This window comes from Pseudomonas sp. (assembly GCF_048269965.1).
In the GTDB taxonomy this organism is placed as follows: domain Bacteria; phylum Pseudomonadota; class Gammaproteobacteria; order Pseudomonadales; family Pseudomonadaceae; genus Aquipseudomonas.
This window is the reverse complement of sequence record NZ_JBLWTV010000015.1, coordinates 81,610-99,416: the sequence shown is the minus strand read 5'-3', so window position 1 is coordinate 99,416 and position 17,807 is coordinate 81,610. Positions and strand designations below refer to the sequence as shown.

Here is a 17,807-nt window from a genome sequence, read left to right as displayed (position 1 = left end):
CGTCACATAATCGCAACACACCTGTCACAGTCATTACATGGCACAGGCAGAGACTGCGTACATGAACGCACCGTCTCTGCATGTCGCCCTGATCAGCGAAACCTTCCCGCCGGAAATCAACGGCGTGGCCAATACCCTCGGCCGCCTGGTCGACGGCCTGCGCAGCCGTGGCCATCGCGTGCAACTGATACGGCCGCGCCAGGAGGTCGATCAGGAACAGGACGCCGGCAATGATCTGCTGCTCACGCGCGGCTGGCCGCTACCCGGCTACCCCGGCCTGCAATGGGGTCAGTCATCCCTGCACAAGCTGCTCAGGCGCTGGCAACGGCAGCGACCGGATGTGCTCTATATCGCTACCGAGGGCCCGCTGGGCCTGTCCGCCTTGCGCGCGGCCAGGCGCCTGGCGATTCCGGTGGTCAGCGGTTTCCACACCAACTTCCAGCAGTACACGGGGCACTACGGCGTCGGCCTGCTGACGCGGGCGATGACCAACTACCTGCGCTGGTTCCACAACCGCACGCAGCTGACGCTGGTGCCGAGCATCGGCCAGAAGGTCGACCTCGAACGCCGTGACTTCGAACGCCTGGCCTTGCTTGCCCGTGGCGTCGACAGCCAGTTGTTTCACCCCCGCAGGCGCAGCGACGCCCTGCGTGAAAGCTGGGGGCTGGGGCCGGATGATCTGGCGGTGCTGCATGTCGGTCGCCTGGCGGCAGAGAAGAACCTCGGCTTGCTGGTCAAGGCCTTCCGCGCCCTGCAGAAGGCACACCCACAACGACGCATGCGCCTGATTATGGTCGGCGACGGACCGCTGCGCGCCAGCCTCCAGACGCAATTACCAGAGGCGCTGTTCTGCGGCCTGCAACGCGGTGAAGCGCTGGCCACGCACTACGCTTCGGGCGATCTGTTCCTGTTTCCCAGCCTCTCGGAAACCTTCGGCAACGTGGTGCTGGAAGCCCTGGCATCGAGCCTTGCCGTGGTGGCATTCGACCAGGCGGCGGCCGCCCAGCATATCCATCACGGCCACAATGGCATGCTCGCTCGCCCCGGCGACGAAGCCGGTTTCTGCGAAGCCGCCTGTGAGTTGCTGGAAGATGCCGAAGTGCTGCGGCGCATCCGTCTCAATGCGCGCCGGCATGCCAGCCACCTGAGCTGGGACGGCATCGTCGCGCTGTTCGAGCAGCACCTGCGCAGCGCCATGCAGCCAACGCACCTCTGCGTCAGCACGGAGCTTCCCAGTAGAGCGGGTGAAACCCGCCACTGAGACAATCTGGCGGGTTGCACCCGCCCTACGGGGCCACGTAGCAGCAGACGTAAAAAAGCCCCGATGTGCCGGGGCCGAAACGGGGCGCCGGATCGCGACGCCCGCTAGAAACAGAGTCAGACCAGCGTGGTCAGCGCATCGCGACTGAAGGGCAGGATGTCCTGCTCGCGCCCTTCACGCACCTTCAGCGCCCAGTCCGGGTCGACCAGCAACGCACGGCCCACGGCCACCAGGTCGAACTCCTGCTTGTTCAGGCGCTCGAGCAGGTTCTCCAGGCTGGCAGGCTCGGCCACCTTGTCGGTCTTGACCATGAACTGCAGAAACTCGCCATCCAGGCCGACGCTGCCGACGGTGATGGTCGGCTTGCCGGTGAGCTTGCGCGTCCAGCCGGCCAGGTTGAGGTCGCTGCCTTCGAACTCCGGTTCCCAGAAGCGACGCGTCGAGCAATGGAAGATGTCCACGCCGGCATCGGACAGCGGCTTGAGGAAGGCCTCCAGCTGCTCCGGGGTCTGCACCAGACGCGCGCTGTAGTCCTGCTGCTTCCACTGCGAGAAGCGCAGGATGATCGGGAAGTCCGGGCCGACTGCCGCACGCACCGCCTGGATCAGCTCGATGGCGAAACGCGAGCGCGCTGCCAGGTCACCGCCGTATTGGTCGGTGCGCTGGTTGCTGCCCTCCCAGAAGAACTGGTCGATCAGGTAGCCGTGGGCGCCGTGGATCTCCACGCCGTCCATGCCGATGGCCTTGGCATCGCGTGCGGCCTGGGCGAAGGCGGCGATCACCTCATCGATATCGGCCTGGGTCATGCCATGCACGAGCACGTCACCGTCCTTGAGCTTTTCCATCGGGCCGTAGCCCGGCACGCTGGCATCCGGTTCGGTGCCCAGACGGCGCACGTTACCCACGTGCCAGAGCTGCGGAACGATCTTGCCGCCTTCGGCATGCACGGCGTCGACCACCTGCTTCCAGCCGGCCAGGGCATCTTCGCCATAGAAACGCGGCACGTTCGGGTAACCGTTGGCGGCCTTGTGGCCGACGGTGGTGCCTTCGGTAACGATCAGGCCCACGCCCGCCGCTGCGCGGCGACGGTAGTACTCGATGACCTTGGCGTTGGGCACGCCGCCGGGCGAGAAGGAACGGGTCATCGGCGCCATGACCACGCGGGTCGGCAGCTCCAGGTTACCGAGACGGAACGGGGCGAACAGGGCTTGAACGGGAGCGCTCATCATCTTTCCTCTGGGGTCGAAGGGTAATCAGGCCTGCAGCAAACGCTCCAGGCGGGTGACGAAAGCTTCCAGCGGCTGCAGGTTGCGGCCCACCTTGAGGCGAGCGAGCACGCCCTGCCAGGCGTCGCTGATGAAGGTGGCGAGGTTGCTGCAGTCCTCGTCGACTGGCAGTTCAGCGGCGGCCTGCGCCTGCTCCAGGCAGTCACGCAGGATGTCCACCGAGGCCTGCTGGATGGCCGCGACCTCGGCGCCGATGGCCGGCAGCATCTCGCTCATCTCGAAACTCAGGCTGCCGATGAAGCAATGATATTGCGGCGTCTCCTGGCGGGCGAAATGCGCCAGCAGATCTCGGTAGTAAGCGAGGATGCGTGCACGCGGGCTCAACGCCGGGTCGTTCAGCGCCTGGGCATAACGTGCCAGGCGCGGCCTGTAGATGAAGGCCAGCGCCTGCAGGGCGAAGTCTTCCTTGCTGGCGAAATAGTGATAGAAGCTGCCCTTCGGAATCCCGGCAGCCTGGACGATCTCCAGCACGCCGGTGCCGTGGTAGCCACGGCGCGTCATCACCGCCGAGCCTTTGCTCAGGATCAGGTCGCGCTTGTCGAGTCGAATGCTGTTCATGACGCCGAGCATATGACCGGTCGTCTCGCTTGCGACAGCACTATTGATATTGGTGATTGAGCTCTAGAACGCAGCCCCCGGATGGATAGACCCTTCGAGCCCTACGCCACGGTGAATCGATGAAGCGTGATCCGCTGGCCGCAGGCCATGGAACAACCGCGAACCTGTGGGAGCGGCTTCAGCCGCGATACATTTCGCGGCTAAAGCCGCTCCTACAGCCCATACAGATCGCTGTGCCAGCTATTTTTCGGATGTACATAGGCGGCTGGACGGACGCTGATCTGGTGGATCGACAGAGCGTGATCCACCCCACGCTCAGGACTGCAGCCAGATCAGCGAAGCGAAACGCCCGGTGCGGGCACTGCGGCGATAGGAGTAGAAACGCGGATCATTGTAGGTACACAGGCCACCGCCGCTGACGGCGGTCACGCCGATGGCGGCCAGGCGGATGCGCGCCAGCTGGTAGATATCGGCCATGAACTTGCCGGCATTGGCGCTGGGCACGAAGGCGCCGGCCGCCTCGGCATGTTGCTGCACGAAGGCCTCGCGCACTTCAGCCCCCACCTCGAACGCGGCCGGGCCGATGGCCGGGCCGAGCCAGACCAGCAATTCCTGCGGTGCGACGTGCAGCGCCTGCACAGTCGCCTCCAGCACGCCACCGGCCAAACCGCGCCAGCCGGCATGGGCCGCCGCCACACGCGTACCGGCGCGGTCGCAGAACAATGCCGGCAGGCAGTCGGCGGTCATCGCCGTGCAGGCGATACCGGCTGTAGCCGTCCAGTTGCCATCGGCTTCGATGACTGTTGCCGGTTCAGCTTCGACCACAACGGTGCCATGCACCTGACGCAGCCAGGCAGGCTGGCAACCCAGGGCATCGACCAGATGCCGGCGGTTGCTGGCCACTGCAATCGGCTCGTCCTCGACATGATCGCCCAGGTTGAAGCTCTCGAACGGCGCCGCGCTGACGCCGCCGCTACGCGTGGTGACGCAGGCGCGCACGCTGGCCGGCGCAGGCCAATCGGGAATCAGCCAGTCGTGGGCACTCACCCGACGAAGGCCTCGCGATCCTGACGCAGCAGGGTCAGCAGCCAGACCAGATCGTCCGGCAGCTCCGACTCCCACTTCATGCGCTTGCCGGTAGCCGGGTGATCCAGTTCGAGGAAACGCGCATGCAACGCCTGACGCGGGAATTCCTTGAGGCTCTGCACCAGGGTCGGGCTGGCGGCAGGCGGAATGCGGAAACGGCCGGCGTAGACCGGATCGCCCACCAGCGGGTAGCCAACGTGGGTCATGTGCACACGAATCTGGTGGGTACGCCCAGTTTCCAGCTTGACCCGCACATGGGTGTGCGAGCGGTAGCGTTCGAGCACGCGGTAGTGACTGATCGCCGGCTTGCCGCCGTCGGTCACTGCCATGCGCTGACGCTGGCTGGAGCTGCGCCCGATCGGTGCATCGATGGTGCCGCCGGCGGTGATCACGCCAATGCAGATGCATTCATAGATGCGGCTGACGCTGCGCTTCTGCAGTTGCTCGACCAGATTGGTCTGCGCCTGCAGGGTCTTGGCCACCACCATCAGGCCGGTGGTGTCCTTGTCCAGACGATGGACGATGCCGGCGCGCGGCACGTTGATGATGTCCGGTACGTGGTGCAGCAGGGCGTTGAGCAGCGTGCCGTCGGCATGTCCGGCGGCCGGGTGGACGACCAGACCGGCCGGTTTGTCGATCACCAGCAGGTGTTCGTCTTCATAGACGATGTTCAGTTCGATGTCCTGGGCGATCCACTCGCCCTGTGCTTCCTGCTCGGCATCGAGCACCAGGGTCGAGCCGGCATGCACGGTGTCGCGCGGGCGCGCCACGGCGCCGTCGACGGTCAGGCGACCTTCCTTGATCCAGCTGGAGAGGCGCGAACGGGAGAACTCGCCAAACAGCTGCGCAGCCACCTGGTCGAGGCGTTGACCGCCCTGTTCGAAGGGGACAATGGCTTGGAGTTGGATCAGCTGCTTGTTTATAGAAGTCATCTTCGGCAACGGCGGGGGCCAGGCCTTTGGTTTCGGCGACAGGCTTGTGGTTAAATACGGCGTCTTTGCCCCAGGGGTTTCCGGGGGCGCTCATCATAACAGGACGGCCGCGCGGCCGTCACAGGGACGCAAGCCGCCATGCAAGTGAAACACCTGCTGCTGATCGCCATCCTCGCCCTTACCGCCGCCTGCTCCTCCAAGCAGCCGGAGGTCGATGAAAACCTCAGCGAGGTGGAGCTGTACCAGCAGGCCCAGGCCGACCTGGACAACCGCAGCTACACCCAGGCCACCGCCAAACTGAAGGCGCTGGAATCGCGCTATCCGTTCGGGCGCTATGCCGAGCAGGCGCAGCTGGAACTGATCTACGCCTACTACAAGAATGCCGAGCCGGAAGCTGCCAAGTCGTCCGCCGAGCGCTTCATCCGTCTGCACCCGCAGCACGCCAACGTCGACTACGCCTACTACCTCAAGGGCCTGGCCTCATTCGACCAGGACCGTGGCCTGCTGGCACGCTTCCTGCCGCTGGACATGACCAAGCGTGACCCGGGCGCTGCGCGCGACTCCTACAACGAGTTCGCTCAGCTCACCAGCCGTTACCCGACCAGCCGCTACGCCCCGGATGCCAAACAGCGCATGATCTACCTGCGCAACCTGCTGGCGGCCTATGAAGTGCATGTCGCCCACTACTACCTGACCCGCCAGGCCTATGTCGCCGCCGCCAACCGTGGCCGCTACGTGGTGGAAAACTTCCAGGAAACCCCGTCGGTCGGTGACGGCCTGGCGATCATGACCGAGGCCTATCAGCGTCTGTCCCTGGACGACCTGGCTGCCACCAGCCTGGAAACCCTCAAGCTCAACTACCCGGATCACCCGAGCCTGGAAAGCGGCGAGTTCGTCCCGCTCGAAGAGGAAGCCGACAACCGCTCCTGGCTGGCCAAGGCCACCCTGGGCCTGATCGAAACCGATACGCCGCTGCCGCCGGGCGAAACCCGCGCCAGTCAGGACGTGGTTCGTCAGTACGAGGAAGCCGAGCAGCAGATACCGCGCGAACTGCAACAGGACGCCAAGACCGGCGAAACCGCCAAGAAGCGCTCGATCTGGAGCTACATGACCTTCGGTCTGTTCGACTGATCGACGCGTCAGCGCAGAAGGGAGGCCACGGCCTCCCTTTTTTCTGCCCGCAGATTTCATCCGTGGCTGCGGGCCCATCTCCAACTTGCAGCCCGCCCCTCGGAATCAGCTCACAGCCTGCTACCGCCCCCCTGTGCCGATGCTCTCAGCTTGGCTAAACTGCCGGCTTTAACCGGATAAAAGAGCACACCATGGGCCTGTTCCGCCTGCTGTTCTGGGTTGCAGTGATCTTCGCCGCAATCTGGATCTGGCGTCGCTTCATCAGCAAAGCCAAAAGCATTCGCCCCACCGAGGACGCCGCCGCCCCGATGGTGCGTTGCGCGCACTGCGGCGTGCACATTCCCAAGACCCAGGCGCTGAGCCAGGATCAGCAGTGGTATTGCAGTCAGGCCCACCTCGAACAAGGCTCAGACACCGGTGACCGCTGATATCAGCGCGCCCGGCAACACTCAGGGACGACGCATCCTCAGGCTCTATCACTTCTATCGCCTGAGCATCGGCCTGGCGCTGATCCTGATGATTTCCAGCAACCTCGACGAGCAGTTGCTGGATGTCGTGCATATCGAGCTGTTTCGCACCGGCAGCTGGGTTTACCTGATCCTCAACATCTTCATCGCCGTTCTGGTGCAGAAACCCAAGCACCTGATGCAGCTGTTCAGCCTGGCGCTGGTCGACGTGATCTTTCTCTCGGCGCTGTTCTACGCAGCCGGCGGCACGCCCAGCGGCATCGGCAACCTGCTGGTGGTGGCGGTGGCCATCGCCAATATCCTCCTGCGCGGACGCGTTGGTCTGCTGATCGCCGCCGTCGCCGCCATGGCGCTGATCTACCTGACCTTCTACCTCAGCCTCAGTCGCCCGGCCGCCGCCGCCCAGTACGTGCAGGCCGGTGCCCTCGGCGCGCTGTGCTTCGCCGGGGCACTGTTCATTCAAGGCATCACCCGCCGCCTGCAGGTCAGCGAAAACCTGGCCGAACAGCGCGCGGCCGACGTGGCCAACCTGGAGGAACTCAACGCGCAGATCCTGCAGCGCATGCGCACCGGCATCCTGGTGCTCGACACCCAGCATCGTGTGCTGCTGGCCAACCAGGGCGCGACGCAACTGCTCGGGCGCGGCGAACTGACCGGCAAGATCATCGACCCCCATTGCCCCGAGCTGGTCAAGCGCCTGCAACAGTGGCTGCACAACCCGACCCTGCGTCCAGACAGCCTGCAAGCACAGGTCGATGGCCCGGTGCTGCAGCCCAGCTTCATTTCCCTGCAACGCGGCGACCAGCAGCACATTCTCGTGTTTCTCGACGACATCTCGCAGATCGCGCAGCAGGCGCAGCAGCTGAAACTGGCCTCGCTCGGCCGCCTGACCGCCGGTATCGCCCACGAAATTCGCAACCCGCTCGGTGCCATCAGCCATGCCGCGCAGTTGCTACAGGAGTCGGAGGACCTGCACGGCCCGGATCAGCGACTGGCGCAGATCATTCAGGATCACTCCAAGCGCATGAACCTGGTGATCGAGAACGTCCTGCAGCTGTCACGCAGGCGCCAGGCCGAACCGCAACTGCTTGACCTGAAGTACTGGCTGCACCGCTTCGCCAGCGAGTTTCGCAGCTCGGCACCGGCTGATCGACAGATCCACCTGGAGACCCAGGGTGGCAGTCTGCAAACGCGCATGGACCCACACCAACTGACCCAGGTGCTGACCAATCTGGTACAGAACGGCCTGCGCTACAGCGCCAAGCAGCACAAGATCGGCCAGGTCTGGCTGCGCCTGTTCCGTGACGAGAACAGCGACCTGCCGGTGCTGGAAATCCTCGACGATGGCCCCGGCGTGCCGCCCGAGCAGGAGCAGCACATCTTCGAGCCCTTCTACACCACCGAGAACAAGGGCACCGGTCTGGGCCTGTATATTTCTCGCGAGCTGTGCCAGGGCAACCAGGCCCGCCTCGACTATAAACCTCGTGAAGGTGGCGGCAGCTGCTTCCGTATCACCTTCGCCCATCCGCGCAAACTGAGCTGAGCATGAACCGTCAGAGAGCCCTGATCGTCGACGACGAACCCGATATCCGCGAGCTGCTGGAAATCACCCTCGGACGCATGAAGCTGGACACCCGCAGCGCCCGCAACGTCAAGGAAGCGCGCGAGTGGCTGGCGCGCGAGCCGTTCGACCTGTGCCTGACCGACATGCGCCTGCCCGATGGCACCGGCCTGGATCTGGTGCAGCACATCCAGCAGCGCCACCCACAGGTTCCCGTGGCGATGATCACCGCCTACGGCAGCCTGGACACCGCCATCAACTCGCTCAAGGCTGGCGCCTTCGACTTCCTCACCAAACCGGTCGACCTCGGTCGCCTGCGCGAACTGGTGGCCACCGCCCTGCGCATTCGCTCTCCCGAGGGTGAGGAAACCCCGGTCGACAGCCGTCTGCTCGGCGAATCGCCCCCGATGAAGTCGCTGCGCAAGCAGATCCAGAAACTCTCGCGCAGCCAGGCGCCGGTCTACATCAGCGGCGAATCGGGCAGCGGCAAGGAGCTGGTCGCCCGCCTGATCCATGAGCAAGGCCCGCGCGTCGAACAGCCGTTCGTACCGGTCAACTGCGGCGCGATTCCCTCGGAGCTGATGGAGAGCGAATTCTTCGGCCACAAGAAAGGCAGTTTCACCGGCGCCATCGAAGACAAGCAGGGGCTGTTCCAGGCGGCCAATGGCGGCACCCTGTTCCTCGACGAGGTCGCCGACTTACCGCTGCCGATGCAGGTCAAACTGCTGCGAGCGATCCAGGAAAAGGCCGTGCGTGCCGTCGGTGGTCAGCAGGAAGTGGTGGTCGATGTGCGCATCCTCTGCGCCACCCACAAGGATCTGGCAGCCGAAGTCGCGGCCGGCCGTTTCCGCCAGGACCTCTACTACCGCCTCAACGTCATCGAACTGCGCGTGCCGCCGCTGCGTGAGCGTCGCGAAGACATCGCCCAGCTGGCCGACGTGATGCTCGCGCGCCTGGCCGATGGCACCGGCCTGGCCGCCGCCAAACTGCACCCCGATGCCCTGGAAAAACTGAAGAACTACCGCTTCCCCGGCAACGTGCGCGAGCTGGAAAACATGCTCGAACGCGCCTACACACTCTGCGAAGACGACCAGATCACGCCCAGCGACCTGCGCCTGGCCGATGCCAGCGGCCCGAGTAGCGAAGGCGGCGAAGCCAGCCTGGCGCAAATCGACAACCTCGAGGACTACCTCGAAGACATCGAGCGCAAGCTGATCATGCAGGCCCTCGAAGAGACGCGCTGGAACCGCACGGCGGCGGCTCAGCGCCTGGGCCTGACCTTCCGTTCGATGCGCTATCGTCTGAAGAAACTGGGTATCGACTGACCACGGAGCACGCGCGTGGAGGAGCCGGCTTGCCGGCGATCAAGACAACCTGCGCCGAGTCCTGAAGCTCCTTGATGCGGGGATAACAAGGTATTAGTGCAGCCGCCCCGCTGGCGCATAAGGCGCCGGATCGATGATCGGCTCGCGCCCCAGCAGCAGATCAGCCAACAGCCGGCAGGAGGCTGGCGCCAACACCAGCCCGTTGCGGAAATGTCCGCAATTGAGCCACAAACCGGGATGCGCAGGCAGCTCGCCAATGAAGGGAATGCCTTCGGGCGAGCCGGGGCGCAAACCGGCCCAATGCCCCACCACCTCGGCCCCCTTGAGTGCCGGCAACAGTTCTTCGGCCGAGGCTTTCAGGCTTTCCAGCGCATTATCGGTCGGCGTCTTGTCGAAGCCGGCGTATTCCAGCGTGCTGCCAATCAGGATATGCCCGTCACGCCGCGGGATCGCATAGCGGCCCCTGGCCAACACCATGCTGGGCAGAAAGTCCTCGGCGCACTGGTAGAGAATCATCTGCCCCTTCACCGGCTCGACCGGTAACGCCAGACCAAGCGTTTTGAGCAGTTCGCCACTCCAGGCCCCGGCAGCCAGCACCACGCGCTCGGCACGAATCTCGCCATCGGCCGTAGTCACGCCGCAGATCCGACCCGCCTCCTGGATAAAGCCCGTGACCGGGCAATGCTCACGCAACTGCACGTTCGGCATGGCCGCCAAAGCCGCTCGCAACGCTTTGACCAACCGAGGATTACGCACATTGGCCACGCCCGGCATATGGATGGCGTGCTTGAAACCGCCACCCAGAACAGGCACCTGTCGATACGCCTCGGCGATATCCACTGGAAAAAGCGCACGCCCCTCGCGTGCAGCCCAGGCCAGCGCCTCGGCCTCATCATCGAGATCCAGCCAGTACAACCCGGTGGCATGCACCTCGGGATCGATACCGGTGCCTTCCAGCAACTGCCGCGCAAAACCCGGATAGAAATCCTGCGACCAATGCGCCAGCGCCGTCACCGCCGCGCTGTAACGCCAGGGATAGAGCGGGGAAACGATGCCGCCGCCGGCCCAGGAGGATTCGCGGCCGACACCGGATGACTCGGTCAGCACCACCGCAACACCCACACGCGCCAACAACAGGCTGGTCAGCAGGCCGATAGCACCACCGCCAACTACCACCACATTTTTCACCCTATCGCCTCCACACTTGCCAGATTAATAGCAGCGGTCTACACCTGTTCGATGCCAGGAAGGCACTCACCACTGCAGGGATACTCACCATGCGCAACTCGCTGCAACGAGCCACAACCCTCCCCGAACTCCTCGTCACCCTCGCATTGCTGGCGCTGCTCAGCACCTACGCGGTACCAGGCTTCGCCAAGTGGGTTACCAGCAACAAACAAAGAATGCTGCGCGAGAAACTCTTCCACAGCCTGCAGATGGCAAGAACCCAGGCCGTGCTGAAGAGTCGTTCCATGGAGTTATGCGGATCGACGGATGCCCTCGACTGTGACGGTAACTGGCACAAAGGCTGGATTCTACGTGTTGCTGCCAGCAAAGAAATCCTCGCAGTCGAACAATTGCATCAAGTCGACTTGCCCCTGCGCTGGAAGGGCTCCAGAGACCGGATTGTGTTTCGCGATAACGGCCAAACACCCCTGAGCAACGGTCGTTTCATCCTCTGTGAGGACGACGGCAAACTGCTCTGGCAACTGATCATCAGCCGACAGGGGCGGATCCGCCAAGGCACCGCCAGAGAAAACCTTGACGAGGCCCGCCGCTGTATTTAGCCGCTGTGAATCGTGAACTGACGCAAATATTCCGTGCACCGCCCGCCGGTCGTCCCGTCACTTGCGCCAGTTATCCCGCGACAGGCGACCCGGGCACTCATTTAGGCGAGCATTGGCCTGACATTCATAGTGGAGTTCACCATGTCAGGCCCAGTGACAAGCCGTGGTTTTACCCTGATAGAGCTGATGATCGTTCTGGCACTGCTGGCCATCGTCTCCTTTATCGCGGTACCGAACTTCATGGACTTCATCGAGCGCAACCGCATACAGACGCAGGCACAAGAGCTGCAAGCCTTCCTTCTGTATGCCCGCGGCGAAGCGGTGAGCCGCAACACCAGCATCACGGTGGCCCTGGACGAAGACGACGATGACCTGTGGGTAGCCAAGCGCAACTCGGGCGAAGTCATCCGCCAGCTCACCCAGAACCCCGAGCTGGTGCAGATAGATTCCAGCGTCGACGAAGTACGTTTCAGAAGCAACGGTACCGCTACCCTGGCCAGTTTTGTCGTCTGCAAGGACGGTGATACCGAGCGAGGGTTTTCCCTGCAAATTCAGGCCAGTGGCGCTATTACGCTGAGCCAGGCGGGCAAGAATACCGACGGCAACGACCTGAACAGCTGCACTCTGTGAGGAAGACGATGACAACTGCAAAAGGCTTCAGCCTGATCGAAGTACTTGTGGCGCTGCTGCTCACCACCATCGGCGTGCTTGGCATGGTCGCACTGCAGGGCCGCAGCATTCAGTACACCCAGGACTCGGTACAACGTAACACTGCAGTGGAACTGGCCAACGACCTGATCGAGATCGTCCGCGCCAACCCTCAACTGATGTTCAACAACGTACCGCCGACGTTCCCCATGAACAGCGGCATGCGCAGCTCCTCAGCCTTCTACAAGACCAAGACCGAGGATTTCAGCAATCGCGAAGATTGCGTCGTCAGCGCCACCGAACTCGCAAAAACAGCCATGGAGCAACGCGATTGCTGGGCTGATCGTGTCGAGCAAATGCTTCCTGGCGGCAGCGAACTGTTTACCAGCGATATGTACGTCTGCCGCAGTGCCACACCGGGGCAATGCAACAACAACCAGGGCTCGATGCTTGAAATTCGCCTGGCCTGGCAAGTTCGTGAGGGCGCCTGCCTGGACGCCAGTGATCCCCAGGCCACCATTTGTACCTACACCGTGCGGGTTCAGCCATGAAGAGCAGCCAACGCCAGAACGGCCTGTCAATGATCGAGCTGCTGATCAGCCTCGCTATCAGCAGTTTCCTGATTCTCGGTATCACTCAGGTCTACATCGACAACAAGCGCAACCAGGTTTTCCAACTGAACCAGATGGGCAACCTCGAAGGCAGTCGTTTTGCAGCGCTGGTCATTGACCAGTACCTGGGCAAGGCCGGTTATCGGCGCAACCCCGCCGCCCTGATCGAGACCAGCTTCCCTAGCCGGCCGGCCGGAGGCGACTGCCTTGAGTTCAAGCTTGGACACTCGGCAACAGGCCTGGACCCTGACGTCGGGGAGGGGTTCTGCATCCGTTATCAACCTCAGGTAAGCGGTGAGCTGGATTGCCAGGGAAGCAGCAGCGGTGTCAATTACACCGAAGCTTTCCCCGGTAACTTCCCCAGCGCCGACCAGGTCATTCTTGCCTTCAAGTATGAGTCTGGCGGTAACACCGACCTGCAAAAGGGACGATTGCTGTGCAAGAACCTCAACGCCACTACCCCCCAATACAGTGAGCTCTTGAGTGGCATTGCCGATATCCGCCTGGAGTTTGGTGTCGGCAACAACGACGCGCTGGATAAGGAAGTGAGCACCTTCATTTCGCAGAAAGACTGGACCGCCGACTCCGGCGCCATTCGCAGCATTCGCTACAACCTGCTGCTGAGCAGTGGCGCAAAACTGCGCGACAACGATGATTCGTTGGTACTGGACAAATGGCTGGAAGGCGCCCCCGAAGCGAGCAAGACGCGCCTGCAGAGCGCTGACAACCGCCGCATCTACCAGATCGCCAGTAGCACGCAAAACCTCAGGAATCTCATGCCATGACAGCTTTCCCTCGTCACCGCCAAAACGGCGCCGTTCTGCTCGTCGCTCTGGTCATGCTTCTGGTGCTGACGCTGCTGGCAGTCAGCAGCATGCGCAGCGTCACCCTGGAAACGCGCATCACCGCCAATCGCGCGCAAAGCGTGCAACTGGTCAATGTCGCCGAGGCGGGCCTGCGTGAAGCGGAATTCCGTTTTTACGGTCCAGGCAACCTGGCCGACAAGCTCAACGCCAACCCCGACAACTGCAACACCAACAACACCTTGAAGAGCAACGGCCTGAACAAACCCTGCCTGCTGGAAATTCTGGGCGCCAAGTTGCAGGACTTCGTGGAAGCGCCTCAGGAAATAAACGACAGCTTCCTGGACGCCAATTCAAATGGCGGCCTGGCCTGGATGCCTTATCGGGGTACCGACCCAGCCAATACCACCGCCCCCAGCGGCAGCCATACGGCCCAATGGAACAGCATGTTGGCAGGCCAAAGCGAGACAGCGGCAGTCAATGCCGAATATGGCATGGCCCTCGAAGGGCAGGGCACCTACTTCTACCTGAACAACGCCAAGGCCACTCCGAAAGAGGGCCAGAGCGGCGGCGTTTCTTACGTACAGTCGAGCCACGCCAATATCTACCTCGGCCTCAATAACTGAGATCAGCCAACATGAACGCCATTCGTGACATTCGCGCCAAGACATTGGCCAGCACCCTGTTCGGCATCGCCCTGCTCAGTGCGGCAAACAGCTATGCCGATGTATCCCAGACACCGCTCAGTCTTACCGTCGGCGTGCCGCCGAACATGCTGGTGACGCTGGATGACTCGGGCAGTATGCGCTGGGCTTTCGCACCCGATAACGTCAACGATACTCATGCAACCCGTCGGGCCAAGTCGAGCGCCTTCAACCCGCTGTACTTCAACCCCACTATCACCTATCGCGCCCCGACCGTGTTCACCACTGCTGGCGTCGAGCAGCAGTTGTCCACCAGTTACAGCAACGCGCTATTGAATGGCTTCAAGAGCACATACGGCGGCATCGACCTGAGCAACAACTACCGGTTCACCTGGAGTTACGACCTGCGAAGCACCCAGGCCACCACCTATGGTTACAGCAATACATCCAACCGTCTGGGTGAAAACCCCTCCGCTGACTTTCCATCCTGCTCAGTAACGTCCCTGAATGTAGGACAAAGCAAAGATTGTACAAGCGCAGGTCGAGTAGTAACCATAACGCGCACAGCCAATACCGGAAATTCTTGGAACCCGACAATAAACTGCACGGCCACTACCAGCGGCTGGGCGAATGGAACCTGTTCATATAATAGTAACAACGGAAGATATACCGGCGGCTGGTTGAGAGCTGGAGTACCAGCCTACTACTACACCTACGATGCCACGCTGGCCAGTAACTGCACCACGGCCAACGACGACTGCTACAGACTGAACTTCGTCAGCGCTGAGCAGCAGCAGAATTTCGCCAACTGGTATTCCTTCTATCGTAACCGCGCCCTGGTGACGGTTTCCGCAGCAGCGCTTGCCTTCTATGACCTGTCGTCTTCGGTACGTATGAGTTGGCAGGGCCTGGGTAACGAGTCCACTGGAGCTGGCTGCACCTCATTCGATGGTAGCGATACCAGCAGCTGCTACAACAATGCCTTTAAAGAATACTCGCCCGCTCACAGAGGCCAACTCTATGCCTGGCTGCAGGATATCAACTTCAACCAGAGCACTCCGCTGCCAGCTGCGCTGAAACGTGCCGGCGAGTTCCTCACCACTGACACCCCCTGGCAGAAGAACCCCAACGGCAGCGGTAATACCACGCAAAATACTTATTCCTGCCGCGCCAGTTACCACATTCTGATGACCGACGGCATGTGGAACGCCACCACCAGCATGCCCAGCAATTTCCGTGACGACGCGTCAACCTTCAACCTGCCGGACAGTCGCGCCTATAGTCAACGTCGCCCCTACTACGACACGACTGCCGAAACACTGGCCGACCTGGCCATGCATTACTGGGCCACTGACCTCAACCCCAACCTGGGTAATCGCATCCCCGCCTACATTCCTTTCAAGAGCGGCGATGCGACCACCGATTACTGGGACCCGCGTAACGACCCAGCCACCTGGCAACACATGACCAACTTCGTCATGGGCCTGGGCCTGACCCAGTCGCTCAACAACGCCAACGTGCCCTGGGCTGGCAGCACCTTCGCCGGTACGGGTTACAGCAGCCTCGTGTCCGGCACAGCGGACTGGCCGGCGGCCTCCAGCAGCAGCGCCAACAACGTCTATGACCTGTGGCATGCCGCGATCAACTCACGCGGCGAGTTCTTCAGCGTGGACAGCCCCGAGGCCATGGTGCAGGCCTTCGATGACATCCTCAAACGAATTGCCGATCGCAAATCCACTGCGGCCCGCCCGGCGATCAACTCCGGCCAGGTCAGTGCAGACGAAAACGATGAGGGCAAGGTCATCACCGTGTCGTACCAGACCTCCTACGCCAGCGACGACAACTGGTCGGGTGATGTGAAGCGTTTCGAGAAGTCCTGGAACGCACAAAACAATGCCTTCGAAACCGCTCAAATCTGGAGCGCTGAGTCCCAGGTCCCGGCGTGGGCCAGCCGCAATATCAAGATCGCTGGCGACAGCAACAATGGCATGGTGAATTTCACCTGGGCCAACGCAGGCTCTGCCAGCACCGTAGGCACGCTCGCCTACTGGCTCAGTCGCGACCCGGAAAACAGCAACGTCGTCGACGACCGGGCAGAGCAGCGTCTGGAATACCTGCGTGGCAACCGCAGTGGCGAAGGCACCACCTTCCGTCAGCGCAGCGGTGTGCTGGGCGACTTCTTTTCCTCCACGCCTGCCGTGGTCAGCGGGGCGCGCTACCTGGTCAACGTGACCAATGCCCTCGAAAACACCAATACTTACAGCGAGTTCGCCACAGAAGCAGCCAAGCGCACTCCCCGACTCTATGTCGGCGGCAACGACGGCATGCTGCATGCCTTCAATGCCAAAACCGGCGCGGAAGAGTTCGCCTTCATTCCCAGCAGTGTGTTCAACAAACTGAATAAACTCACGGGTAGCAACTACAGCCATGAATTCTATGTAGATGGCACCCCGGTGGTAGGCGATGTCTTTACCGGCACCGAATGGCGCACCATTCTGGTCGGCACGCTCAAGGCAGGGGGAAAGTCCATTTTCGCCCTCGACATCACGACGCCCGGCGAAGAAAAACTGCTGTGGGAATTTGACGACAGCAAGCTCAGCGAAGCGACGGTGAAGATGGGCTACAGCTTCGCACAGCCGACGATCGCACGCCTGCACACTGGCAAGTGGGCGGTGGTGATCGGCAACGGTTACGACAGCGCGGGCAATACCAGCGGCAAAGCCGCACTGTTCGTCATCGATGCCTTGGAGGGCAACCTGCTCAAGAGCCTCGAGGTGCAAGGCACCGACGGTGTCGCCAACGGCCTGTCGTCAGCCAAACTCGGCGACTTCAACGCTGACGGCGTAGCCGACTATGCCTATGCCGGCGACCTGCAGGGCAATGTATGGCGTTTCGATCTTCTGCGCAGCGGCCGTAGCGAAGACACACCCTTTACCCGTGAAGATGACAGCGAGACGGCGATCTCCGACTTCAAGGTCGCTTATGGCGGCAATCCACTGTTCAGTGCCACCTTCAACAGCACTCCACAGCCCATTACCTCGGCACCGAGCCTGGTATTGCACCCCACCGGCACGGGCTATCTGGTGGTCTTCGGCACTGGCAAGTTCTTCGAAACGGGTGACAAGGAAGGCAACAAGAACATTGCCCAGACGGTCTATGGCATCTGGGACAAACAAACCCGGGGCCAGCCCTCCAGCAACCCGGGAATCAACCGCAGCAGCCTGCAACAGCAGAGCATCAGCGAGCAGACCACTGTAAGCGCCGCGGACGGCAGCACTCGTCAGGGCCGCGTTATCAGTAACAACGCCATGGACTGGAGTACGCAGAACGGCTGGTACCTGAACCTGGTGCAAAACGATGGTGAGATGGTCGTGGAGAACATGTCTCAGCTGGGCCGGACCATTTTCATGCAGTCTCTGGTCCCCAATGACGATCCGTGCGGCGATGGTGCAGCCAACTGGACGTATGCGCTCAACCCATTCACCGGCGGACGAACCCCTCAGAACTCGTTCGGTTACACGCCGACGGGTGAGGCCGAGAGCACCAATATTTCTGCAGTTCGTCAGGACGGCGAAGGTGGCGGTACCATATCGCAGAACTCCGACGGTGGCTTCCAGTACTGCACTGGCCAGACCTGCACGAATATCTATCCCGATCCGTCCAGCATCGGTCGCCAGACCTGGCGGCGCGTGGAGACTGAGGACTAA

At 62.2% G+C, this 17,807-nt stretch carries 16 protein-coding genes; 11 read left to right on the top strand and 5 right to left on the bottom strand.

The window, feature by feature from the left end:
- Positions 1-61: 61 nt before the first annotated feature.
- Entirely contained in the window at positions 62-1,261 is a 1,200-nt protein-coding gene (locus ACN0X6_RS17395) for a glycosyltransferase family 4 protein (protein ID WP_417705834.1), read from the top strand.
- Between the two features lie 116 nt (positions 1,262-1,377).
- On the opposite strand, the gene ACN0X6_RS17390 is transcribed toward ACN0X6_RS17395, so the two are convergent.
- The 4 genes from ACN0X6_RS17390 to rluD all read right to left on the bottom strand — a co-directional run bounded on the left by ACN0X6_RS17390 (position 1,378) and on the right by rluD (position 5,123).
- Positions 1,378-2,487: an NADH:flavin oxidoreductase gene (locus ACN0X6_RS17390; protein WP_417705832.1), complete on the bottom strand. Its 1,110-nt coding sequence runs from the start codon at positions 2,485-2,487 to the stop codon at positions 1,378-1,380.
- A 27-nt stretch (positions 2,488-2,514) separates the two neighbouring features.
- Positions 2,515-3,117 carry a TetR/AcrR family transcriptional regulator gene (locus tag ACN0X6_RS17385; protein ID WP_417705831.1) on the bottom strand — a complete coding sequence of 201 codons (603 nt, stop codon included), beginning with the start codon at positions 3,115-3,117 and terminating at the stop codon, positions 2,515-2,517.
- Positions 3,118-3,420: 303 nt separating this feature from the next.
- Positions 3,421-4,152, bottom strand: coding sequence for a peptidoglycan editing factor PgeF (pgeF, locus tag ACN0X6_RS17380; RefSeq protein WP_417705829.1), 732 nt, complete (start codon positions 4,150-4,152; stop codon positions 3,421-3,423).
- A complete protein-coding gene (gene rluD, locus ACN0X6_RS17375) occupies positions 4,149-5,123 on the bottom strand; it encodes a 23S rRNA pseudouridine(1911/1915/1917) synthase RluD (protein WP_417705827.1) in 975 nt (324 codons plus the stop codon). Before rluD ends, pgeF begins: the two co-directional genes overlap by 4 nt.
- Before the next feature lie 138 nt (positions 5,124-5,261).
- Between rluD and ACN0X6_RS17370 the strand changes: the two genes are divergently transcribed.
- From ACN0X6_RS17370 to ACN0X6_RS17355, 4 genes are all read left to right on the top strand, one after another.
- On the top strand, positions 5,262-6,254 hold the full coding sequence (locus ACN0X6_RS17370) for an outer membrane protein assembly factor BamD (RefSeq protein ID WP_417705825.1): 993 nt from the start codon (positions 5,262-5,264) through the stop codon (positions 6,252-6,254).
- 191 nt (positions 6,255-6,445) lie between these two features.
- Entirely contained in the window at positions 6,446-6,682 is a 237-nt protein-coding gene (locus ACN0X6_RS17365; protein ID WP_417705823.1) for a PP0621 family protein, read from the top strand.
- Entirely contained in the window at positions 6,672-8,264 is a 1,593-nt protein-coding gene (locus ACN0X6_RS17360) for a sensor histidine kinase (protein ID WP_417705821.1), read from the top strand. The genes ACN0X6_RS17365 and ACN0X6_RS17360 overlap by 11 nt, the downstream gene beginning before the upstream one ends.
- 2 nt (positions 8,265-8,266) lie before the next feature.
- The gene (locus tag ACN0X6_RS17355; protein ID WP_417705819.1) at positions 8,267-9,607 is read left to right on the top strand and encodes a sigma-54-dependent transcriptional regulator; all 1,341 of its coding nucleotides are present in this window, start codon (positions 8,267-8,269) and stop codon (positions 9,605-9,607) included.
- Positions 9,608-9,700: 93 nt separating this feature from the next.
- Here ACN0X6_RS17355 and thiO read toward each other — a convergent pair whose 3' ends face one another.
- A complete protein-coding gene (thiO, locus tag ACN0X6_RS17350; protein WP_417705817.1) occupies positions 9,701-10,795 on the bottom strand; it encodes a glycine oxidase ThiO in 1,095 nt (364 codons plus the stop codon).
- An 89-nt stretch (positions 10,796-10,884) separates the two neighbouring features.
- On the opposite strand from thiO, the gene ACN0X6_RS17345 reads away from it, so the two are divergent.
- The 6 genes from ACN0X6_RS17345 to ACN0X6_RS17320 all read left to right on the top strand — a co-directional run bounded on the left by ACN0X6_RS17345 (position 10,885) and on the right by ACN0X6_RS17320 (position 17,807).
- The gene (locus ACN0X6_RS17345; RefSeq protein ID WP_417705815.1) at positions 10,885-11,394 is read left to right on the top strand and encodes a GspH/FimT family protein; all 510 of its coding nucleotides are present in this window, start codon (positions 10,885-10,887) and stop codon (positions 11,392-11,394) included.
- A gap of 141 nt (positions 11,395-11,535) precedes the next feature.
- Positions 11,536-12,024, top strand: coding sequence for a GspH/FimT family pseudopilin (locus ACN0X6_RS17340; RefSeq protein ID WP_417705813.1), 489 nt, complete (start codon positions 11,536-11,538; stop codon positions 12,022-12,024).
- A gap of 8 nt (positions 12,025-12,032) precedes the next feature.
- Positions 12,033-12,593, top strand: coding sequence for a type IV pilus modification protein PilV (pilV, locus tag ACN0X6_RS17335; RefSeq protein ID WP_417705811.1), 561 nt, complete (start codon positions 12,033-12,035; stop codon positions 12,591-12,593).
- Positions 12,590-13,438, top strand: coding sequence for a PilW family protein (locus ACN0X6_RS17330; protein ID WP_417705809.1), 849 nt, complete (start codon positions 12,590-12,592; stop codon positions 13,436-13,438). The genes pilV and ACN0X6_RS17330 overlap by 4 nt, the downstream gene beginning before the upstream one ends.
- Positions 13,435-14,082: a PilX N-terminal domain-containing pilus assembly protein gene (locus ACN0X6_RS17325; protein WP_417705808.1), complete on the top strand. Its 648-nt coding sequence runs from the start codon at positions 13,435-13,437 to the stop codon at positions 14,080-14,082. The genes ACN0X6_RS17330 and ACN0X6_RS17325 overlap by 4 nt, the downstream gene beginning before the upstream one ends.
- Positions 14,083-14,228: 146 nt before the next feature.
- Positions 14,229-17,807 carry a pilus assembly protein gene (locus ACN0X6_RS17320; protein ID WP_417705806.1) on the top strand — a complete coding sequence of 1,193 codons (3,579 nt, stop codon included), beginning with the start codon at positions 14,229-14,231 and terminating at the stop codon, positions 17,805-17,807.